The following is a 19,930-nucleotide window of genomic DNA, read 5'->3' as shown; positions in this document are numbered from 1 at the left end:
CCAGGGGTGCCCCTGGTCCGTCCCGGTGCGGTGCGGGCCGTACGGCTGCGGTAGGCGGCGCCGTCCACGACCGCGTACCGCGCCGCCGAGCGCTGCGCGTCACCTCGCCCATGGCGGCGTGCCGCGCCGACCACCGCCCCCGACCGCTGCGCGTCACCTCGCCCTGGCGGCGTGCCGCGCCGACCACCGCTGCGTACCGCGGCCCGCCTACCACTGCGAGTCGCCTCGCCCACGACCGCGCGCCACGCCGACCACCGTTGCGCGCCGCACCGTCCACGACCGCGTGCCGCGCCGTCCACGACCGCGTGCCGCGCCATTCACGACTGTGTGTCGCGCCGTCCAAGGCTGCGCGCCACGCCGACCACCATTGCGCGCCGCACCGTCCACGACCGCGTGCCGCGCCGTCCAAGACCGCGTGCCGCGCCTTCACGACTGCGTGTCGCGCCGTCCAAGGCTGCGCGCCGCGCCGACCGCGGCTGCGTACTGCCGCCTACGGCTGCGTCCCGCCGCGCCCCCGGCCCACCCCGACTCAGCCGCCGGCCTGCCCCCGCCCCGCCCCGACTCAGCCGCCGGTCTGCTTCCCTGCCCGCCCCGGCTCAGGCGCCGGCCTGCCCCCGGCCCACCCCAACTCAGCCGCCGGCCTGCCCCGGCCCACCCCGGCTCAGCCGCCGGTCTGCTTCCCTGCCCGCCCCGGCTCAGGCGCCGGCCTGCCCCCGGCCCGCCCCAGCTTGGCCGCCGGCCTGCCCCCGGCCCACCCCGACTCGGCCGCCGGTCTGCCCCCGGTCCGCCGCGGTTCAGCCGCCGGTCGCCAGCAGGACCGCCAGCAGGACGGCTCCCGCCAGCACCGGTGCCGCCACCTCGTAGGCCCAGCGGATCGTCGTAGCGCCCTGGGCGGACTCTTCCTTGCCGCACCGGTCGAGCAGATCGCGCAGGTCGTCCATGGCCTTGTCGCCCTCCGCCCGCGTCGGCCCGGTGTCGGCGCTGCGCGCGGTGACCCCGCCGTAGCCGAGGCCCCTGGCGCCGAGCCCGGAGCCGAGCCCGCCGCCCGCCGCCCGCCGTGCCGCGCTCGCCGTCCGCCGCTCGGCCTTCTTGCGGGCGCGCAGCGACACGGGCACCGCCCACAGCTGGTACGTGGCGCCCGACGTGGTGCGCACCTCGTTGGTGAGGCTGGAGCGCAGGGCCTCGACCTCGCCCCACGGCACGGTGATCACCCGGAACGGGTTGCGGATCCGCAGCCGTTCCTCGCTGGCGAACACCGCCGGACGCAGCGTGAAGGCGATCACCAGCGGAACGCCCAGGATCATCGTGGCCAGCGCGAGCCAGGGGGTGCGGCCGTGGCCGTTGACCAGCGCGTCGAAGCCCAGCCAGGCGACGACCGCGAGCAGCAGCACGCCGCCGGCGAGCCCCATGGGCGAGCGGTAGATCCGGTCCTTCACGGCGGGCACCGGAGGCTCCGACGCGGGTGGCTTGTTGTCCGGGGTCGTCATGGCCCGATTGTGCACGACGCCGGATCGGGCGCCGCCATGTACCCCGAGACCCGTATCCATCCGTGATCCCCGGCGGCCCGCGCACGGCGGAAGGACCGGAATCCGAACCGGGGGTGTACAGCCGCTACGCGCGTAGATATGCTCGTCTGGTGACCATGCCCACCACTGCACCCCCCGCACATGCGCTCGCCGACGTCGCCGCGTCCGACAGCACACTGCGCCGCTTCCTGCACGGGCTGCCCGGCGTCGACGCGGTCGGCCTGGAGGCGCGCGCCGCGTCGCTCGGCACCCGTTCCATCAAGACCACCGCGAAGGCGTACGCCATCGACCTCGCCATCTCGATGGTCGACCTGACGACGCTGGAAGGCGCGGACACTCCGGGCAAGGTCCGGGCGCTCGGCGCCAAGGCCGTCCACCCGGACCCGACCGACCGCACCGCACCGACCACGGCCGCGGTCTGCGTCTACCCGGACATGGTGGCCGTCGCCAAGGAGGCCGTCGCCGGTTCCGGCGTCAAGGTCGCCTCGGTCGCCACCGCCTTCCCGGCCGGCCGTGCCGCGCTCGACGTGAAGCTGGCCGACGTGCGCGACGCCGTCGCCGCGGGCGCCGACGAGATCGACATGGTCATCGACCGCGGCGCGTTCCTCGCGGGCAAGTACCTGAAGGTGTACGACGAGATCGTCGCCGTCAGGGAGGCCTGCGGGACGAGCGCCCGGCTGAAGGTCATCTTCGAGACCGGCGAGCTGTCGACGTACGACAACATCCGCCGCGCCTCCTGGCTCGGCATGCTCGCGGGTGCCGACTTCATCAAGACCTCGACGGGCAAGGTCGCCGTCAACGCGACGCCCGCCAACACCCTGCTGATGCTGGAGGCGGTGCGCGACTTCCGCGCCCAGACCGGCATCCAGGTCGGCGTGAAGCCGGCCGGCGGCATCCGCACCAGCAAGGACGCCGTCAAGTTCCTCGTCCTGGTCAACGAGACGGCGGGCCAGGACTGGCTGGACAACCACTGGTTCCGCTTCGGCGCCTCCTCGCTGCTCAACGACCTGCTGATGCAGCGTCAGAAGCTGGCCACCGGCCGTTACTCCGGCCCCGACTACGTGACGGTGGACTGATCACCATGGCACCCGCATCCGCATTCGAGTACGCACCGGCGCCCGAGTCCCGCTCCGTCGTCGACATCGCGCCGTCCTACGGCCTGTTCATCGACGGCGAGTTCACCGAGGCGACCGGCGGCAAGGTCTTCAAGACCGTCTCGCCGTCCACCGAAGAGGTGCTGTCGGAGGTCGCCGAAGCCTCCGAGGAGGACGTCGACCGCGCGGTGAAGGCCGCCCGCAAGGCCTTCGAGAAGTGGTCCGCGCTGCCCGGCGCCGAGCGCGCCAAGTACCTGTTCCGCATCGCCCGGATCATCCAGGAGCGCAGCCGGGAACTGGCCGTCCTGGAGACGCTGGACAACGGCAAGCCGATCAAGGAGACCCGCGACGCGGACCTCCCCCTGGTCGCCGCCCACTTCTTCTACTACGCGGGCTGGGCCGACAAGCTCGACCACGCCGGCTTCGGCGCGAACCCGCGGCCGCTGGGCGTGGCCGGCCAGGTCATCCCGTGGAACTTCCCGCTGCTGATGCTGGCCTGGAAGATCGCCCCGGCGCTGGCGACCGGCAACACGGTCGTCCTGAAGCCGGCGGAGACCACCCCCCTCTCGGCCCTGTTCTTCGCGGACATCTGCCGCCAGGCGGGTCTGCCCAAGGGCGTCGTCAACATCGTGACCGGTGACGGCCGGACCGGGGCCGCGCTGGTCGCGCACCCGGACGTGAACAAGGTCGCGTTCACCGGCTCGACGGCGGTCGGCAAGGCGATCGCGCGGACCATGGCCGGCACGCGCAAGAAGCTCACCCTCGAACTCGGCGGCAAGGGCGCGAACATCGTCTTCGACGACGCCCCGATCGACCAGGCCGTCGAGGGCATCGTGAACGGCATCTTCTTCAACCAGGGCCAGGTCTGCTGCGCCGGTTCGCGGCTGCTGGTCCAGGAGTCGATCCAGGACGAGCTGCTGGACGCGCTGAAGCGCCGTCTGTCCACGCTGCGTCTGGGCGATCCGCTGGACAAGAACACCGACATCGGCGCGATCAACTCCGCGGAGCAGCTGGCCCGGATCACGGCGCTGGCCGAGGCGGGCGAGGCGGAGGGCGCCGAGCGCTGGTCCCCCGCCTGTGAACTGCCGGGCGCCGGCTACTGGTTCGCGCCGACGCTGTTCACCAACGTCACCCAGGCCCACACCATCGCCCGCGAGGAGATCTTCGGCCCGGTGCTGTCGGTCCTCTCCTTCCGCACCCCGGACGAGGCGGTCGCCAAGGCGAACAACACGCAGTACGGCCTGTCGGCGGGCATCTGGTCCGAGAAGGGCTCCCGCATCCTGGCCGTCGCGGGCAAGCTGCGCGCCGGTGTCGTCTGGTCCAACACGTTCAACAAGTTCGACCCCACCTCGCCGTTCGGCGGTTACAAGGAGTCGGGCTTCGGCCGCGAGGGCGGCCGCCACGGCCTGGAGGCGTACCTCGATGTCTGACGCACGACTTTCCGTCTTCAAGACCTACAAGCTGTACGTGGGCGGCAAGTTCCCGCGTTCCGAGAGCGGCCGGGTGTACGAGGTGACGGACCCGAAGAACAACTGGCTGGCCAACGCTCCCCTGTCCTCCCGCAAGGACGCGCGGGACGCGGTGGTCGCGGCCCGCAAGGCGTTCGGCGGCTGGTCCGGCGCGACCGCCTACAACCGCGGTCAGGTCCTGTACCGGGTCGCGGAGATGCTGGAGGGCCGCCGCGAGCAGTTCGTGCGCGAGGTGGCCGAGGCGGAGGGCCTGTCCAAGTCCAAGGCCGCGGCCGTCGTGGACGCGGCGATCGACCGCTGGGTCTGGTACGCCGGGTGGACCGACAAGATCGCCCAGGTGGTCGGTGGCGCGAACCCGGTCGCGGGTCCGTTCTTCAACCTGTCCACGCCGGAGCCGACGGGCGTGGTCGCCGTACTGGCCCCCCAGGACTCCTCCTTCCTGGGCCTGGTCTCGGTCCTCGCCCCGGTGATCGCCACCGGCAACACGGCGGTCGTCATCGCCTCCGAGAAGGCCCCGCTCCCGGCTCTCTCCCTCGCCGAGGTGCTGGCCACGTCCGACGTGCCGGGCGGCGTGGTGAACATCCTCTCCGGCCGCGCGGCCGAGATCGCCCCGTCACTGGCCGCGCACCAGGACGTCAACGCGATCGATCTCGCGGGCGCGGACGCGGAGTTGGCGAAGGAGCTGGAGATCGCGGCGGCCGACAACCTGAAGCGTGTGCTGCGCCGCCGGGACACCGACTTCACGCAGCCGCCCGGCACCGAGCGCCTGACGGCCTTCCTGGAAACCAAGACGGTCTGGCACACGACGGGCGCCCTGGGCGCCACGGGTTCGTCCTACTGACCGACCCGCCCCGGCCCGAGAGCCGCGCTTCCCCGCACCGGGGAGGCGCGGCTCTCCGCGCGACACGGGTCGGAGCTGACCTCGACACGGGTCGGAGCTGACAGCGGGACTGGTTGGCGGACGGGCCGCCCAAGGAGTGGGGCTCCTCAGTGAGTCAAGGCCGTCAGCACCTGGCCCACCACCGGTACCGAGCCCAGGGATTGTGCCTCCGCGATCGGGGTGGTCAGCATCTGGGAGCCCACCGGCTTGAAGTCGGCGACCTGGGTGCCCACTCCGTTGTCGAGGGGGTCGACGCCGGTGCCGGCCAGAGGGTTGGGCTTGAGGCCGGCGATCGGACCGGTGACGTAGCCGACCGTGCCGGTGAGGACCGTGAGCCCGGCCTGGGGGTCGATCTTGCCCAGGGACGTCGGCCGCCACGGCACGTCCACGAGCGGGGCGTCCGTGTCGGCGTGGGCCGTCGCCGCCCCCGCGCCCAGCGCCGCACCGGCGGTCACGAGGGCGAACAGGGCACGGCGCGCGGTGCGGGGCTGGGGCTTGCTGTGTCGGGCCATCGCTGGTGCCACCTTCTGGTGCGCAGGGTAATGATGTCGGCACACAGGGTAGTTGAGAGGCGGTCCGTGCTTCAAAAGCGAACCGCGGGGTCGGCAGGCGCCACGCCATGCGTCAAACTGGTGTTCCGTGAGCATTCATCCCCCGTCCCCCGCCCGAGTCGTGCTGCTGTGCGGCCCCTCGGGTTCGGGCAAGTCCCTGGTCGCCGCCCGTTCCGGGCTGCCCGTCCTGCGCCTGGACGACTTCTACAAGGAGGCCGACGACCCGACTCTGCCCCTGGTGGAGGGGAGTTCGGACATCGACTGGGACCACCCCGACTCCTGGGACGCCCAGGTCGCGCTCGACGCCATCACCCGGTTGTGTGCCACGGGTTCGACGCCGGTTCCGGTGTACGACATCGCGCTCAGCGCCCGTACCGGCGAGGAGACGCTGCGGCTGGACCGTACGCCCGTGTTCATCGCGGAGGGCATCTTCGCCGCGGAGATCGTCGGACGCTGCCGGGAACTCGGCGTCCTCGCCGACGCGCTCTGCCTGAACCGCGGGGCGGTCACCACCTTCCGGCGGCGCTTCGTGCGCGATCTGAAGGAGGGCCGTAAGTCCGTGCCGTTCCTGCTGCGCCGCGGCTGGCGGCTGATGCGCGCGGAGCGCACGATCGTCGCCCGCCAGGTGTCCCTGGGCGCGCACCCGTGCGACCGGGACGAGGCCCTGCGCCGGCTCGCGGTGGCACAGTGGGCCGGCAGGTACACCACGGCGTAGTGAAGCGGAGCGGGGGAAGGGACAGCGAAGAGGGGCCGGCCGGACCCCCCAGTCCGACCGGCCCCTCTCCGGTACCTCCCCCGTGATTCCCCCGTCCCCCCGTATCCCCCGTTGCTCCTCTCACGGGCCACCACCCCCACAGCGGTTACCCCGTGCCCCCGTCGGGCCCCCCGTCGTCCCCCGTGCTCACCGGACCCCCCCCAGCGGTCCGGCCCCCGTCCCCCGTACCTCAGGCGACCAGTTCGCCGAAGGCGTTCTCCTCGTCACGGCCGAAGCTGAGGACCTCGTCCTCGCGCAGCCGGCGCAGCGAGCGCCAGATGCTGGACTTCACCGTGCCGACACTGATGTTGAGTATGTCCGCGATCTCCGGGTCCGTACGGCCCTCGTAGTAGCGCAGGACCAGCATGGTGCGCTGCAGTTCGGGCAGCCGGGCCAGCGCCTGCCACAGGACCGCGCGCAGCTCGGTGCCGCGCATCGCGTCCGTCTCGCCGGGCGTCTCGGGCAGTTCCTCGGTCGGGTACTCGTTGAGCTTGCGGCGCCGCCAGGCGCTGATGTGCAGGTTCGTCATCGTGCGGCGGAGGTAGCCGCCGACGGCCGCCTTGTCGCTGATCCGGTCCCACGCCCGGTAGGTCGAGAACAGCGCGCTCTGGAGCAGGTCCTCGGCCTCGAAACGGTCGCCGGTCAGGTGGTAGGCGGTGGCGTACAGGGAGGCGCGGCGCTCCTGGACGTAGGCGGTGAACTCCGCCTCCGTCAGCGAGCGTCGCTCCCCCGTGTCCTCCTTGTACGCGCTCCCCCCGTGCGTATCCCCCGTGTCCCCCGTACGCGCGTCGACGACCGACATGTAGGGCTGCTGCCCGTACCCGCCGTGCTGACGCCCGGCACCGCGAGCGCACCCCCGCACGCCCCCGCGCTCGAACACGCTCGTGCGGGAGGTACCGCCGTCACCGCCGGACTTCTCCGAACCCCGGTGCACGTCGTGCAGACGCGTGACCACTGCGCTGGTGCTGATGCTGTGCAGCGTGTTCATCTCGCGCTCCCCGTCGTGGACTTCCGGTGCTTCTGTCCTGCTCCGGGCCTGGCCCGGTCGCACTCCGGGCCTTTCCGGCCAGTTCGGCCGGATCCGGCTGCGCGCCGTGCCCGTGACCAAAAGCCTGCCGGGATCACTTCATCGCCGTGTCCGCCGACTGTCACAGACCTGTCACAGGGCCCCCGCCCTTCGGCGCCGTCACAGCGAGTACACAGCCGGTGCCGCTAGCGCGGAACGGCTCGTGGGGATACTGCGGGGCTCTGCCGGACCGGTCGTACGACACCCCGTCCATGGGCCAGAATGAGCGGGTGCCTTCCCTGTTGCTGATCGAGGACGACGACGCCATCCGTACGGCCCTGGAGCTCTCCCTGACGCGCCAGGGACACCGTGTGGCCACCGCTGCCAGCGGCGAGGACGGTCTGAAGCTGCTGCGCGAGCAGCGGCCGGACCTGATCGTGCTGGACGTGATGCTGCCCGGTATCGACGGGTTCGAGGTGTGCCGGCGCATCCGGCGCACGGACCAGTTGCCGATCATCCTGCTGACCGCGCGCAGTGACGACATCGACGTGGTGGTCGGGCTGGAGTCCGGCGCCGACGACTATGTGGTCAAGCCGGTCCAGGGCCGGGTCCTGGACGCCCGGATCCGTGCCGTGCTGCGCCGCGGCGAGCGTGAGTCCAACGACTCGGCGACCTTCGGCAGCCTGGTCATCGACCGCTCGGCGATGACCGTGACGAAGAACGGCGAGGACCTCCAGCTCACCCCGACCGAGCTGCGGCTGCTCCTGGAGCTGAGCCGGCGGCCCGGCCAGGCGCTGTCCCGCCAGCAGTTGCTGCGGCTGGTGTGGGAGCACGACTACCTGGGCGACTCCCGCCTGGTCGACGCGTGCGTGCAGCGGCTGCGCGCCAAGGTGGAGGACGTCCCCTCGTCCCCGACCCTGATCCGTACCGTCCGTGGTGTCGGCTACCGCCTGGACACTCCTCAGTGAGCGATACGCGAGGCGGGCTGCGCGGCTGGTCCGCGGGCCGCAGGGGAGGTCTGTCCCGGCTCAAACTCACCAGTCTCAGGCTGCGGCTCGTCGTCGTCTTCGGGCTGGTCGCCCTCACCGCCGCGGTGTCGGCGTCGGGCATCGCCTACTGGCTCAACCGCGAGGCGGTGCTCACCCGCGCCCAGGACGCGGTGCTGCGCGACTTCCGCCAGGAGATGCAGAACCGCGCGGGCGCGCTGCCGGCCCATCCCACCCAGGACGAACTCCAGCGCACCGCCGGGCAGATGGCGGCCAGCAGCGAGAGCTTCAGCGTGCTCCTGGTCGGCCAGGACGCGCGCGGCAAGACGGTGTACGGCAACTCGGGCGGCATCAACGGGTTCTCCCTGGAGGACGTGCCCGCGTCGCTGCGGACGGCGGTGGGCCGGAAGCAGGAGATCAGTGACACCAACAAGCAGCCGTACCACCTGTACTGGCAGCGGGTGGTGGACCACGGCACGCCGTATCTGGTCGCCGGTACGCGGGTGATCGGCGGTGGTCCGACCGGCTACATGGAGAAGTCCCTTGAGCCGGAGGCGAAGGATCTCGACTCGCTGGCCTGGTCGCTGGGCATCGCCACCGGTCTCGCGCTGATCGGCGCCGCGCTGCTGGCGCAGGCCGCCGCCACGACCGTACTGAAGCCGGTGCACCGCCTCGGCGTCGCCGCCCGGCGGCTCGGCGAGGGCAGGCTGGACACCCGGCTGCGGGTGTCGGGGACGGACGAACTCGCCGATCTGTCCCGGACGTTCAACAACGCGGCGGAGGCGCTGGAGAAGCGTGTCGCGGAGATGGCCGCGCGGGACGACGCCTCCCGGCGCTTCGTCGCGGACATGAGCCATGAGCTGCGTACGCCGCTGACCGCCATCACCGCCGTCACGGAGGTGCTGGAGGAGGAGCTGGACTCGGACGCGGGCAGCATGGACCCGATGATCGAGCCCGCGGTCCGGCTGGTCGTCAGCGAGACGCGCCGGCTGAACAACCTGGTGGAGAACCTCATGGAGGTCACCCGCTTCGACGCGGGCACCGCCCGGCTGGTCCTGGACGACGTCGACGTCGCCGACCAGATCACCGCCTGCATCGACGCGCGCGCCTGGCTGGACGCGGTGGAGCTGGACGCCGAGCGCGGCATCCACGCCCGCCTCGATCCGCGCCGCCTCGACGTGATCCTCGCCAACCTGATCGGCAACGCCCTCAAGCACGGCGGCTCGCCGGTACGGGTCTCGGTGCGCGAGGCGGCCGACTCGGTGGTCATCCAGGTCCGCGACCACGGCCCCGGCATCCCCGAGGACGTCCTCCCGCACGTCTTCGACCGCTTCTACAAGGCCAGCGCCTCCCGCCCCCGCTCGGAGGGCAGCGGCCTCGGCCTCTCCATCGCGATGGAGAACGCGCACATCCACGGCGGCGAGATCACCGCGGCCAACTCCCCCGAGGGCGGCGCGGTGTTCACCCTCCGATTGCCACGGGACGCGTCCGAACTGACGGAGGAACCGGACGAGAACGGCGGGAACGGCCAGAACGGCCAGAACGGCCAGAACGCAGAGAAGAAGGCCGGCGGCACGGCGCAGGGGAAGGAGGGGCGATGACGACGACGGTACGACGATCACGGCACGGGCGCCGCTGGCTGGCCCTGCCCCTCCTGGGCGCCCTGCTCACCGGCTGCGGGATCCGCGCCACGCAGGTACCGACCGACTTCGGGCCGGCGCCTTCGCGGGTGCCCTGTTCGCTGGCGGGCCCGGACCTGGCGGCGCAGGGCGTGCCCGTGCAGGTCTTCCTGCTGTGCGGAGCGTCCCTGGTGACCGTGGACCGCACGGTACGGGTCCCCGAGGGCACGCCCGACGCCCGCCGCCGGGTGATGGTGGCCCAGGGCCTGCTGGACCAGCTGGCCGCGGCCCCCTCGTCGGCGGAGCGGTCCGCGGGCTACACCACGTACGTGCCGGGCGGCCTGAGCGTCTCCGGGCCCGCACCGCACGATCCCGAGGACACGCTCCGGCTGAGCACCGCCCCCTCCCGCCTTCCCGCCGCCGGGCTGGCCCAGGTGGTCTGCACCCTCTCCGACTCCGCCGCGACGGAGGGCGACGGCTCGGTCACCCTGGGCGGCCCCGCCCCCTCGCCCCTGCGCCGCTACGCCTGCACGGACGACGTCCGCAACCACCCGGTCACGACGGCACCACCGGCGAGCGAGGTACCGGAGGAGACGGAGTAGGGACGGAGTAGCGAAGCGCCGGGGAGCCGTACCGCCCCCGAGGAGCCGTACGCCCCTGCCATGGGCTCGGTGGTCGCGCCGCCGGTGAGCGCCCGGGCGATCGCGGTGCCGGTGTCCAGCAGTGCGTGCGGGACCGGGTCCGGGACCGGGCACCCGGCGCTCAGGCTCCTCCGGCCCGACGCCCCCCCGGTCTCCGCCCTGCGGCACCCGAGACGCGCCTGCCGGTCCGGGACACGTCTGCCGGTCCGAGGGGGCCGTGCCGCGCCGGTCTTCCCACCCGGTGAACGGGGGCGCTGCCCGGTGAACCGGGGGTGCTGCCCGCTTCTTCGGGCCGGTCGTCCGGACGTTCGAGGGCCAGCTCGCGCCCGATGCGAAACCGTTCGAGGGCCGGCTCGTGCACGACGCGGAACCGATCGTGCGCGCCCGCGCGTCTTGGGGGGCGTGCAGGGTCAAGGGGACTTCGGCGGCATCGCCGCCATCCGCGTCCGGACGGCAGGAGGCATCCTCCTCCTCGCCCACCTCATCTTCGTCGCCTGGCTGATGCTGCGGCCGCTGGACGTCCCCTGGGTGACGCCACCGAACCTGCGCCCGCTGGCCGGTATCCGCGCCGACCTGGCGCTGGGGTGGCCGGGCGCGGTGAAGCCGCTCGGTGAGGGGCTCGCGCTGCTCGCGCCGCTCGGGGTGCTGCTGCCGATGGCCCACGGGCGGCTGACCGTCTCCCCGCTCGCCTCGCTGCTGCGCACCGCCGCCGCGGCCAGCCTGATCTCGCTCGGCATCGCCCTGCTCCAGACCGGGGTGCCCGGCCGGGTGGTGGACGTCGACTCGCTGCTGCTGAACACGGCCGGGGTGATCCTGGCCCATCTGCTCGTCGTGCCCGCGGCCCGTGCGCGTCTGCGCAGGTGGGAGCGGTTGCGCGAGCGGCTGGAGGCGGAGCCGGCCCCCTTCCAGGAGGGGCTTCCTCAGGGGCGTACCCCGACGATTCCCAGGGTCGGAATCGCTCCTTAGAGTGACGCTTCGTCCCCTTCGTGTCCGTATCGTCGTAGACAGCTGATCGCGTCGACCGACGACCACGACGACCACGGAGGATGCGTCATGACCGCCCTTGCCCGACCCACCCACGGCCGCATGATCGGCGGAGTGTGCGCGGGGCTGGCCCGCCGCTTCGGTACCTCCACGACCACGATGCGCGTGATCTTCGTGCTGTCCTGCCTGCTGCCGGGCCCCCAGTTCCTGCTCTACATAGCCCTGTGGATCCTGCTGCCGTCCGAGGACAAGGCCCGCGCCACCAGCTGGTGACCCCGGTGGCCCCGGCGACGCAGCACACCGCCGGGGCGCCCCGGTCGGACCCGGAACGCCCCGGCGGGGCCGTGTCGAAGGACGGCGCCGGCCGGAGGGCCGCGTCAGCCGAGCGGGATCCCGTTGACGCCCATGCCGTGCGTGGGCAGGCCCGTGCTGCCGAGCGGCAGTCCGCCGAGCAGCCCGGTCGGCCCCTGCGCGAGCACCCGCTGTACGGCGGGCTTCGCGGCGCTCACTCCGGAGGCGACGGCGCCCTGCCCCTGGGTGAGCGCCCCGACGGCCCCCGGCAGTGCCTTGGTGACCTGCGTGGCGTCGGGCGCGGCGGGGGCCGCGTTGGCGGCGCCGGCGCCGACGGCGGCGAAGGCGGCACCGAGGGCGGCGACACCGAGGGTCTTGACGGCAGACTGCTTCATGGTGAATGCGTCCTTGAATGCGGAGACGGAAAACTTCAGGAGCGGTCCATGACCGTAAACGCGCCGCACCCCGGCCCGCAAACACCGAAATGCGGACACCTCGTGAAAGCGCGTCCGCATTCCGCACCGAGAGCGACGGCGACTTACCCCTCGGTTTCCGCAGAACCGCTGGTGGGAGCGGTGGACCTAAACAGCCATTCGGATTTCAGTTCGGCGTATCCGGGCTTGATGACGTCATTGATCATCGCGAGACGTTCATCGAAAGGAATGAACGCTGATTTCATCCCATTGACAGAGAACCATTGGAGGTCGTCGAGCGTGTACCCGAACGCGTCGACAAGATGCTCGAACTCCTGGCTCATGCTGGTATGCGACATAAGCCGATTGTCGGTATTAACCGTGGCCCGGAACAGAAGCTTGCGCAGCAGGCCGATCGGATGCTCGGCGTAGGAGGGCGCGGCCCCCGTCTGGAGGTTGGAGCTGGGGCACAGCTCCAGCGGGATCCGCTTGTCCCGGACGTACGACGCGAGCCGCCCGAGCCGCACCGACCCATCGGGGCGTACCTCGATGTCGTCGATGATCCGCACCCCGTGCCCGAGCCGGTCGGCGCCGCACCACTGCAACGCCTGCCAGATGGAGGGCAGTCCGAAGGCTTCTCCGGCGTGGATGGTGAAGTGGTTGTTCTCGCGCTTGAGGTACTCGAAGGCGTCCAGGTGCCGGGTGGGCGGGTGCCCGGCCTCGGCGCCGGCGATGTCGAAGCCGACGACGCCGGAGTCCCGGTAGCGGTTGGCGAGTTCGGCGATCTCCAGGGAGCGGGCCGCGTGCCGCATCGCGGTGAGCAGGGCGCCGACCCGGATCCGGTGGCCGTTCTCCCGAGCGAGCCGCTCGCCTTGCCGGAAGCCCTCGTTGACGGCCTCGACGACCTCCTCCAGGGTCAGCCCCTGCTCCAGGTGCTGCTCGGGGGCGTACCGCACCTCGGCGTAGACCACCCCGTCCCCGGCGAGGTCCTCGGCGCACTCGCGGGCGACCCGGACCAGCGCGTCGCGGGTCTGCATCACGCCGACGGTGTGCCGGAAGGTCTCCAGATAGCGCTCCAGCGACCCGGAGTCGGCGGCTTCGCGGAACCAGATCCCGAGCTTGCCGGGATCGGTCTCGGGAAGCTCCGCGTATCCGGACTCACGGGCGAGTTCGACGACGGTGCCGGGCCGGAGCCCGCCGTCGAGGTGATCGTGCAGCAGAACCTTGGGCGCCCGGCGGATCTGGTCCGGCGTCGGTACCTGCCCCGGCACGTTCGCCGGGACGGCCCCCTTCGGTGCAGTCTGGCTCGTCATTTCCGCACTGTAACGCCTACGCGCGTAGAAATCTCCGGGTCCGTACCCGGACATGGCGGGACGTTTTCCGTCCGCTTTCCGTCTCCTTTGCGCCGAGACCCAACGGTGACCGCCAGTACGGGTTTCGTACACCGCCGCTTCTGACACTGTTCTGTCATGGGACAGCAAGCGACGCCGGTCCGGACGGCCGGGCTGGGCAGGGTGGTCGGGCCGGGGCCGGAATCGGTGTGCGGGGCGGTGCTGTTGCTCCCCGGCGGGGAGGAGGTCTCCGCGCGCAGGCCGTCCCCGGTGGGGCCGGCGGTGTTCGTGCGCTCGCTGGGCCGGCGGTTCGTCCGTGCGGCGAAGGGCGAGGGGCTGGCCGTACACGCCGTCCGCTACCGCTACCGCGGGTGGAACGGCAGCGAGGCGCATCCGGCCGCCGACGCCGAGTGGGCGGCCGACGAGATCGGGCGGCGGTACGGAGATGTGCCGGTGTGCCTGGTCGGCGTCGGGATGGGCGGCCGGGCGGCGCTGCGGGCGGGCGGGCACGAAGCCGTCAACTCGGTGGTGGCGCTGGCGCCTTGGCTGCCCGAGGAGGATGTGGCCGCGCCCGCCGAGCCGGTGAAGCAGCTGGTGGGGCGGCGGGTGCTGATCGTGCACGGCACGAACGACGAGCGCAGTGATCCGGAGCTGTCGTTCCGGCTCGTGGCGCGGGCGAAGAAGGTGAACCGGGAGGTGTGCCGGTTCGAGGTGCACTCGGACGGGCACCGGCTGGGCGGCCACCGGGACGAAGTGGAGTGCCTGGCCGCCGACTTCGTGCGGGGCGCGCTGTTCGGGCACCCGTTCTCCCGGCCGGTCGAAGACGCGCTGGCGGCGCCGCCGCCGATCGGGCTGCGGATGCCGCTGGCGGTGGGGTTCGGCAAGTCGCTGCGGCGGCGCTGAACCACCGCGCCTGGCAAGGGCGTTCAGGAAGGAAGCAGGTTTCCCCGCCTCGACAGCAGGAACTTCTTGAAGGCGGCGACCGGCGGGGTGTCCGGGCGGTCGGCCGGCCAGGCGACGCCGATCTCGCGGACGGCGCGCGGCGCGGTGACGGTCAGTTCCACCACCCCCGGCCGCGGCACCGTCGGCGGCGGCAGCAGCGCGACCCCGAGACCGGCCGCGACCAGGCCCCGCAGCGTCTCGGCCTCCTCCCCCTCGAAGGCGATCCGGGGCGCGAACCCGGCCTCGCGGCACAGGGCGTCGGTGATGCGCCGCAGTCCGTAACCGGGCTCCAGCGTCACGAAGTTCTCCTCGGCCGCCTCGGCCAGCCGGATCCGGCGGCGGGCCGCGAGCCGGTGGTCGGCGGGGACGACGAGACGGAGCTTCTGCTCGTCCAGGCGGCGGGCGACGAGATCGGGGGCGTCCGGGACGGGCGAGGTCAGACAGAGGTCGAGGCGGCCGGCGCGCATGCCCTCCAGCATGGCCTCGCCGTAGTTCTGGACCAGGCTGAAACGGATGCGCGGGTGCTCGGCGCGGAAGGCCCCCAGCAGTCCGGGCACGGTCTCGGCGCCCATGGTGTGCAGGAAGCCGAAGGCGACCTTGCCGGTGGCGGGGTCGGCGTCGGCGCGGACCTCCTCGGCGGCGCGTTCCACCTCGGCGAGGGCGCGCTCGACGGAGGCGAGGAAGGTGCGGCCGGCGGTGGTGAGGACGAGGGTGCGGCCGCGGCGGGCGAACAGTTCCACACCGAGGTCCTGCTCAAGGCGGGCCATCGCGCGGGAGAGGGTGGACTGCGGGACGTTCAGCTCCCCGGCGGCGCGGGTGACGTGCTCGTTGCGGGCCACCCCGGCGAAGTAGGCGAGGCGGGGCGCGAGCAACAGCGCCATGTCTTCTCTGTCACTGGACGGTGACAGCCGCTTCCGTGACCTCTGCTGATGCTCCATGAGAACGATTATGGCGATTCCATGCATTGGACGGATGAGAGGGACGTCCTTACGGTCGAAGCATGTCTCCCGCCAGTACCGGGGCGTCCACCACCCTGGACGCCACGTCCCCTGTCAGCACCTCCTCTTCCTCCGACTCCCGGCTGACCCCCGGCGGCCCCGGCTACCGCCGGATGAGCTTCGCCCTCTTCCTCGCCGGGGTCGCGACCTTCGCCCTTCTCTACTCCACCCAGGCCCTGCTGCCGCTGATCTCCGACGACTTCGGGGTCGCGGCGAGCGAGGCGAGCTGGACGGTGGCGGCCGCGACCGGCGGGCTCGCGCTGTTCGTGCTGCCGATGAGCGCCCTGTCGGAGCGCTTCGGGCGGCGTACGGTGATGACGGCCTCGCTCGCGGTCGCGGTGGCCGTCGGCCTGCTGGTGCCCTTCGCGCCGTCGATCGGCGCGCTGGTCGCGCTGCGCGCGGTGCAGGGCGCGGCCCTCGCCGGGCTGCCCGCCTCGGCGCAGGCGTACCTGGCCGAGGAGGTGCGCCCGCGGGCGCTGGTCACGGCGATCGGCCTGTTCGTCGCGGGCAACAGCGTCGGCGGGATGAGCGGCCGGGTGATCACCGGCTGGGTGGCGCAGCTGTGGGGCTGGCGGGTGTCGGTCGGTGTGATCGGGGTGATCGCGGTCGGGTGCGCGGTGGCGTTCCGGCTGCTGCTGCCCGCACCCCGGCACTTCACGGCGGGCTCGCTGCGCCCGCGCGTGCTGCTGGGCACGGTCCGCAGCCACCTCTCCGACCCGCTGCTGCGCCGCCTGTACGCGATCGGCGCGCTGTTCATGACGGTGTTCGGCAGCGTGTACACGGTGATCGGCTACCGGCTGACGGGCGCGCCGTTCGGGCTGCCGCAGGGCATCGTGGGCTCGATCTTCCTGGTCTACCTGGTGGGCACGGTCTCGGCGTCCACGGCGGGCCGCCTGGTGGGCCGGCTCGGCCGCCGCGGCGCGCTGTACCTGGCGGGCGGCACGACGACGGCGGGCCTGCTCCTCTCCCTCGCCTCCTTTCTCCCCCTCGTCCTGCTCGGCCTGGTGCTGATCACCGCGGGCTTCTTCGCGGGCCACGCGGTCGCCTCCTCGGCGGTCAGCAAGACCGCCACCCACGGCCGTGCCCAGGCCTCCGCGCTCTACCAGTCCGCCTACTACATCGGCTCCAGCGTCGGCTCCACGGTCGGCGCCCTCGCCTTCCACGCGAACGGCTGGCCGGGCACGGTGACCGTCGGCCTCCTCGCCGTCCTGGGCGTCGTCACCATCACCCTCCTGGGCTCCCGCGCGGCCCGCCGGGAGCCGGTCACGGCCTAGCACCTCACCGCGGATCAGCGCGTTCCCCCTGGTCGGGGCCGGTTGTCAGTGGGCGCGGATAGCGTCCGGGGACGACTGGGCCGTCGAGCAGGGGGTTTGCCGTATGGAGTTCCGGATCGCGCGCGGGGAGCTGGCGGAGGCCGTGGGCCGGGCGGCGCGGGCGCTGCCCGCGCGGACGCCGGTGCCGGTGCTGGGCGGGCTGCTGCTGACCGCCGGGGCCGGGCGGCTGACGGTGGCGGGATACGACTTCGAGACCGCGGTCCGGGTGGAGACCGGGGCGGAGGTGGCCGCGCCGGGCCGGGTGCTGGTGCTCGGGCGGCGGCTGCTGGACATCTGCCGGGTGGTGCCGGAGGGGCCGGTGAGCTGCGCGCTGGAGGAGTCGCAGTTCACCGTGACGGCGGACGGCACCCGGTTCGGGCTGTCGACGCTGCCGTACGGGGAGTACCCGGCGCTGCCCCCGGCACCGGCGGAGTACGGCGCGGTGGACGCGGAGGCGTTCGCGGCGGCCGTCGGGCAGGTGGCGGTGGCGGCGGGGCGCGATGACACGCTGCCGGTGCTCACCGGGGTCCAGCTCCGGCTGGCCGGCGGGGAGCTGACCTTGTCGGCGTCGGACCGGTACCGCTATGCCGTACGGCGGCTGGAGTGGAAGCCGGGGGCGGGGGTGGCCGGGGAGCCGGTGGTGGTGCTGGTGCCCGCGCGGCGGCTGCTGGAGACGGCGCGGGGGCTCGCCCGCTGCGGCTCGGTGCGGATCCTGCTGGATCCGGGGGCGGCGGGCGCGGAGGCCGTCGGGTTCGAGGGCGGGGGCGCGCGGACGCTGCTGCGCCGGCTGGAGGGGCGGCTGCCGGGGTACGGCACGCTGTTCGCGCTGGCGGATGCCTCGGTCGCCGAGGTGGACACCGCGGCGCTGGCGGAGGCGGTGCGGCGGGTCGCGGTGGTGGCGGAGGCGAACAGTCCGGTGCGGCTGGAGTTCGCGGCGGCGCAGGGCGCGCTGCTGGTGCGGGCCGGGTACGGGGACGATGTGGCGGCGCAGCGGCTGCCGGCCGTGCTGCGGGGTGCGCCGGAGCTGACGGTGGCGTTCAATCCGGCGTATCTGCTGGACGCGGTGGCCTCCTTCGGCTGTTCCCGGCTGCGGTTCGAGATGCTCGGGGCGGGGCAGCGGGTGCTGCTGAGTGGTGTCGGGGCGGCGGATCATCGGCATCTACTCATGTCCGTGAAGCAACTGGTCTGATCCGGTCGCTTTCTTGCTCCGGCGGTCGTTGTCAGTGGGCTGCGGTAGCTTCCCAAGTGCCGGGGCGCGAAGGCGCGTACAGGACGGCCACAGGGGTGGGTGGGCGATGGGTGACGCGAGGGCGGCGGGGATCGACGCCGCGCTGGAGGAACACCGGACCGAACTGACCGGGTACTGCTACGTCAACTCGTCCTGCTCTCCGTGGCGTTGAAGTCCCTGGGCCAGCCGCTGATCGCCTGGGCCCTCGCCACCTGCGTATTCGGCCTGCACGGCGCCCCCCTCCTCGACGTCGTCGTCATCTCCGCCCTCCCCGCCGCCCAGAACCTCTTCACCTACGCCAGCCGCTACCACGTCGCCCAGTCCCTGGCCCGCGAGTCGATCCTCCTGTCGACGGTGGTGTCGGTGCCGGTGCTGGTGGGGGTGGCCGCGCTCCTGGGGTGACCCGCCCGGCCGGCGGACACGGCGCGTGGGAGCGAAAAGCGGGCGGGCACCCCCGGACCCGTCCATGAGCCAGACCATGCATCCGTCCCTGAGACCGTCACAGACGCCGAACGGGACCGGCTGACTTCAGCCGATCCCGTTCACCCGTACCAGGAAACCGCAGGTCAGGCGATACGCTCCAGCACGACCGGCGTCGCCGAGAAGGACGTGTTCTCGGGCGCGATGTCGTAGGAGCCGGACACCGCCTCCAGGGCGTAGTCGAAGCGCTCGGGAGTGTCCGTGTGGAGGGTCAGCAGGGGCTGGCCCGCGGTGACGGTGTCGCCCGGCTTGGCGTGCAGTTCGATGCCCGCGGCGGCCTGCACCGGGTCCTCCTTGCGGGCGCGGCCGGCGCCGAGGCGCCAGGCGCCGATGCCGATGTCGTAGGCGTCCAGACGGGTCAGGACACCCGAGGACGGGGCGGTGATCACGTGCTGCTCGCGGGAGGTGGGCAGCGGCGCGTCCGGGTCGCCGCCCTGGGCCGCGATCATCCGGCGCCAGGCGTCCATCGCAGAGCCGTCGGCCAGCGCCTTCGCCGGGTCCGCGTCCTTCAGGCCCGCCGCGTCCAGCATCTCCCGCGCCAGCGCGAGGGTCAGCTCGACCACGTCCGCCGGGCCGCCGCCCGCGAGGACCTCCACCGACTCGCGGACCTCCAGCGCGTTGCCCGCGGTGCGGCCGAGCGGGGTGGACATGTCGGTGAGCAGGGCGACCGTACGCACACCGTGGTCCGTGCCCAGGCCGACCATGGTGGAGGCCAGTTCGCGGGCGTCGGCCAGGTTCTTCATGAACGCGCCGGTGCCGACCTTCACGTCCAGCACCAGCGAGCCCGTGCCCTCGGCGATCTTCTTGGACATGATCGAGGAGGCGATCAGCGGGATCGCCTCGACCGTGCCGGTGACGTCGCGCAGGGCGTACAGCTTCTTGTCCGCGGGGGCGAGGCCGTCGCCCGCCGCGCAGATCACCGCGCCGACGCCGTCGAGCACGCTCAGCATCTCCTCGTTGGAGAGCAGCGCGCGCCAGCCGGGGATGGACTCCAGCTTGTCCAGGGTGCCGCCGGTGTGGCCGAGACCCCGGCCGGACAGCTGCGGCACGGCCGCGCCGCAGGCCGCGACCAGCGGGGCCAGCGGCAGGGTGATCTTGTCGCCGACGCCGCCGGTGGAGTGCTTGTCGGCGGTCGGGCGGGACAGCGTGGAGAAGTCCATGCGCTCGCCGGAGGCGATCATGGCCGCCGTCCAGCGGGCGATCTCGCGCCGGTTCATGCCGTTGAGCAGGATCGCCATGGCGAGCGCGGACATCTGCTCGTCGGCGACCTCGCCACGGGTGTACGCGTCGATGACCCAGTCGATCTGCGCGTCGGTCAGCTCGCCGCGGTCCCGCTTGGTGCGGATGACGGAGATGGCGTCCATGGCCATGGCTGGTGGCTTCCTTCCGGGAGGTGCAAGGAGTACGGCCCCCCTGCGCGCGGG

The 19,930-nt window shown here is 72.7% G+C and carries 19 protein-coding genes and 1 pseudogene; 13 read left to right on the top strand and 7 right to left on the bottom strand.

Features of this window, described 5'->3' with window-relative positions; genetic code table 11:
- Nucleotides 1-794: 794 nt before the first annotated feature.
- On the bottom strand, nt 795-1,487 hold the full coding sequence (locus AC069R_RS11335) for a PH domain-containing protein (protein WP_478766450.1): 693 nt from the start codon (nt 1,485-1,487) through the stop codon (nt 795-797).
- A gap of 155 nt (nt 1,488-1,642) precedes the next feature.
- On the opposite strand from AC069R_RS11335, the gene deoC reads away from it, so the two are divergent.
- Genes deoC through AC069R_RS11320 form a run of 3 tightly spaced genes read left to right on the top strand, consistent with a single transcriptional unit; the run spans nt 1,643 to nt 4,930 of the window.
- Nucleotides 1,643-2,602, top strand: a complete 960-nt coding sequence (gene deoC / locus AC069R_RS11330) for a deoxyribose-phosphate aldolase (protein ID WP_478766559.1) — start codon at nt 1,643-1,645, stop codon at nt 2,600-2,602.
- Between the two features lie 5 nt (nt 2,603-2,607).
- The gene (locus AC069R_RS11325) at nt 2,608-4,050 is read left to right on the top strand and encodes an aldehyde dehydrogenase family protein (RefSeq protein ID WP_478766448.1); all 1,443 of its coding nucleotides are present in this window, start codon (nt 2,608-2,610) and stop codon (nt 4,048-4,050) included.
- Nucleotides 4,043-4,930: an aldehyde dehydrogenase family protein gene (locus tag AC069R_RS11320; RefSeq protein WP_478766446.1), complete on the top strand. Its 888-nt coding sequence runs from the start codon at nt 4,043-4,045 to the stop codon at nt 4,928-4,930. The genes AC069R_RS11325 and AC069R_RS11320 overlap by 8 nt, the downstream gene beginning before the upstream one ends.
- Nucleotides 4,931-5,076: 146 nt before the next feature.
- Here AC069R_RS11320 and AC069R_RS11315 read toward each other — a convergent pair whose 3' ends face one another.
- Nucleotides 5,077-5,481, bottom strand: a complete 405-nt coding sequence (locus AC069R_RS11315; protein ID WP_478766444.1) for a hypothetical protein — start codon at nt 5,479-5,481, stop codon at nt 5,077-5,079.
- Between the two features lie 127 nt (nt 5,482-5,608).
- On the opposite strand from AC069R_RS11315, the gene AC069R_RS11310 reads away from it, so the two are divergent.
- Nucleotides 5,609-6,235, top strand: coding sequence for a uridine kinase family protein (locus tag AC069R_RS11310; protein WP_478766442.1), 627 nt, complete (start codon nt 5,609-5,611; stop codon nt 6,233-6,235).
- A gap of 229 nt (nt 6,236-6,464) precedes the next feature.
- Here AC069R_RS11310 and AC069R_RS11305 read toward each other — a convergent pair whose 3' ends face one another.
- Entirely contained in the window at nt 6,465-7,262 is a 798-nt protein-coding gene (locus tag AC069R_RS11305) for a SigE family RNA polymerase sigma factor (protein ID WP_478766440.1), read from the bottom strand.
- A gap of 308 nt (nt 7,263-7,570) precedes the next feature.
- Here AC069R_RS11305 and afsQ1 point away from each other — a divergent pair, with 308 nt between their 5' ends.
- The 5 genes from afsQ1 to AC069R_RS11280 all read left to right on the top strand — a co-directional run bounded on the left by afsQ1 (nt 7,571) and on the right by AC069R_RS11280 (nt 11,783).
- Entirely contained in the window at nt 7,571-8,248 is a 678-nt protein-coding gene (gene afsQ1, locus AC069R_RS11300; RefSeq protein WP_478766438.1) for a two-component system response regulator AfsQ1, read from the top strand.
- Nucleotides 8,245-9,867 carry a sensor histidine kinase gene (locus AC069R_RS11295; protein ID WP_478766436.1) on the top strand — a complete coding sequence of 541 codons (1,623 nt, stop codon included), beginning with the start codon at nt 8,245-8,247 and terminating at the stop codon, nt 9,865-9,867. Before afsQ1 ends, AC069R_RS11295 begins: the two co-directional genes overlap by 4 nt.
- Complete coding sequence (locus AC069R_RS11290; RefSeq protein ID WP_478766434.1) at nt 9,864-10,487, top strand: hypothetical protein; 624 nt, start codon at nt 9,864-9,866, stop codon at nt 10,485-10,487. The genes AC069R_RS11295 and AC069R_RS11290 overlap by 4 nt, the downstream gene beginning before the upstream one ends.
- 441 nt (nt 10,488-10,928) lie before the next feature.
- A complete protein-coding gene (locus tag AC069R_RS11285) occupies nt 10,929-11,492 on the top strand; it encodes a VanZ family protein (RefSeq protein ID WP_478766432.1) in 564 nt (187 codons plus the stop codon).
- Nucleotides 11,493-11,579: 87 nt separating this feature from the next.
- Nucleotides 11,580-11,783, top strand: coding sequence for a PspC domain-containing protein (locus tag AC069R_RS11280; protein WP_478766430.1), 204 nt, complete (start codon nt 11,580-11,582; stop codon nt 11,781-11,783).
- Between the two features lie 104 nt (nt 11,784-11,887).
- On the opposite strand, the gene AC069R_RS11275 is transcribed toward AC069R_RS11280, so the two are convergent.
- Nucleotides 11,888-12,196, bottom strand: a complete 309-nt coding sequence (locus tag AC069R_RS11275) for an ATP-binding protein (protein ID WP_397984351.1) — start codon at nt 12,194-12,196, stop codon at nt 11,888-11,890.
- A 143-nt stretch (nt 12,197-12,339) separates the two neighbouring features.
- A complete protein-coding gene (locus AC069R_RS11270) occupies nt 12,340-13,527 on the bottom strand; it encodes an adenosine deaminase (protein ID WP_478766428.1) in 1,188 nt (395 codons plus the stop codon).
- Nucleotides 13,528-13,683: 156 nt separating this feature from the next.
- Here AC069R_RS11270 and AC069R_RS11265 point away from each other — a divergent pair, with 156 nt between their 5' ends.
- Nucleotides 13,684-14,448 carry an alpha/beta hydrolase gene (locus tag AC069R_RS11265; RefSeq protein WP_478766426.1) on the top strand — a complete coding sequence of 255 codons (765 nt, stop codon included), beginning with the start codon at nt 13,684-13,686 and terminating at the stop codon, nt 14,446-14,448.
- Nucleotides 14,449-14,471: 23 nt separating this feature from the next.
- Here the strand turns inward: AC069R_RS11265 and AC069R_RS11260 are convergent, their stop codons facing one another.
- Complete coding sequence (locus AC069R_RS11260) at nt 14,472-15,425, bottom strand: LysR family transcriptional regulator (RefSeq protein ID WP_478766424.1); 954 nt, start codon at nt 15,423-15,425, stop codon at nt 14,472-14,474.
- 62 nt (nt 15,426-15,487) lie between these two features.
- On the opposite strand from AC069R_RS11260, the gene AC069R_RS11255 reads away from it, so the two are divergent.
- The 3 genes and pseudogenes from AC069R_RS11255 to AC069R_RS11245 form a co-directional block, all read left to right on the top strand.
- Nucleotides 15,488-16,759 (top strand): MFS transporter, encoded by a 1,272-nt coding sequence (locus AC069R_RS11255; RefSeq protein ID WP_478766422.1) that lies wholly within the window; start codon nt 15,488-15,490, stop codon nt 16,757-16,759.
- 103 nt (nt 16,760-16,862) lie between these two features.
- Nucleotides 16,863-17,987 carry a DNA polymerase III subunit beta gene (gene dnaN / locus AC069R_RS11250; protein WP_478766420.1) on the top strand — a complete coding sequence of 375 codons (1,125 nt, stop codon included), beginning with the start codon at nt 16,863-16,865 and terminating at the stop codon, nt 17,985-17,987.
- Between the two features lie 180 nt (nt 17,988-18,167).
- Nucleotides 18,168-18,428 (top strand): annotated as a pseudogene (locus AC069R_RS11245) (AEC family transporter); the annotation flags it as partial.
- 164 nt (nt 18,429-18,592) lie between these two features.
- On the opposite strand, the gene AC069R_RS11240 reads toward AC069R_RS11245, so the two are convergent.
- Complete coding sequence (locus AC069R_RS11240) at nt 18,593-19,876, bottom strand: thymidine phosphorylase (protein ID WP_478766418.1); 1,284 nt, start codon at nt 19,874-19,876, stop codon at nt 18,593-18,595.
- Nucleotides 19,877-19,930: the final 54 nt, after the last annotated feature.

Source organism: Streptomyces sp. NPDC043952, assembly GCF_056435325.1.
This window is presented reverse-complemented; position numbering and strand designations above follow the sequence as displayed.

Bases quoted from the DNA above. Each gene is read 5' to 3' on its own strand.
- AC069R_RS11335 (WP_478766450.1), bottom strand. From the start codon at position 1,487: ATGACGACCCCGGACAACAAGCCACCCGCGTCGGAGCCTCCGGTGCCC.
- deoC (WP_478766559.1), top strand. From the start codon at position 1,643: ATGCCCACCACTGCACCCCCCGCACATGCGCTCGCCGACGTCGCCGCG.
- AC069R_RS11325 (WP_478766448.1), top strand. From the start codon at position 2,608: ATGGCACCCGCATCCGCATTCGAGTACGCACCGGCGCCCGAGTCCCGC.
- AC069R_RS11320 (WP_478766446.1), top strand. From the start codon at position 4,043: ATGTCTGACGCACGACTTTCCGTCTTCAAGACCTACAAGCTGTACGTG.
- AC069R_RS11315 (WP_478766444.1), bottom strand. From the start codon at position 5,481: ATGGCCCGACACAGCAAGCCCCAGCCCCGCACCGCGCGCCGTGCCCTG.
- AC069R_RS11305 (WP_478766440.1), bottom strand. From the start codon at position 7,262: ATGAACACGCTGCACAGCATCAGCACCAGCGCAGTGGTCACGCGTCTG.
- AC069R_RS11290 (WP_478766434.1), top strand. From the start codon at position 9,864: ATGACGACGACGGTACGACGATCACGGCACGGGCGCCGCTGGCTGGCC.
- AC069R_RS11280 (WP_478766430.1), top strand. From the start codon at position 11,580: ATGACCGCCCTTGCCCGACCCACCCACGGCCGCATGATCGGCGGAGTG.
- AC069R_RS11275 (WP_397984351.1), bottom strand. From the start codon at position 12,196: ATGAAGCAGTCTGCCGTCAAGACCCTCGGTGTCGCCGCCCTCGGTGCC.
- AC069R_RS11270 (WP_478766428.1), bottom strand. From the start codon at position 13,527: ATGACGAGCCAGACTGCACCGAAGGGGGCCGTCCCGGCGAACGTGCCG.
- AC069R_RS11265 (WP_478766426.1), top strand. From the start codon at position 13,684: ATGGGACAGCAAGCGACGCCGGTCCGGACGGCCGGGCTGGGCAGGGTG.
- AC069R_RS11260 (WP_478766424.1), bottom strand. From the start codon at position 15,425: ATGGAGCATCAGCAGAGGTCACGGAAGCGGCTGTCACCGTCCAGTGAC.
- AC069R_RS11255 (WP_478766422.1), top strand. From the start codon at position 15,488: ATGTCTCCCGCCAGTACCGGGGCGTCCACCACCCTGGACGCCACGTCC.
- dnaN (WP_478766420.1), top strand. From the start codon at position 16,863: ATGGAGTTCCGGATCGCGCGCGGGGAGCTGGCGGAGGCCGTGGGCCGG.
- AC069R_RS11240 (WP_478766418.1), bottom strand. From the start codon at position 19,876: ATGGCCATGGACGCCATCTCCGTCATCCGCACCAAGCGGGACCGCGGC.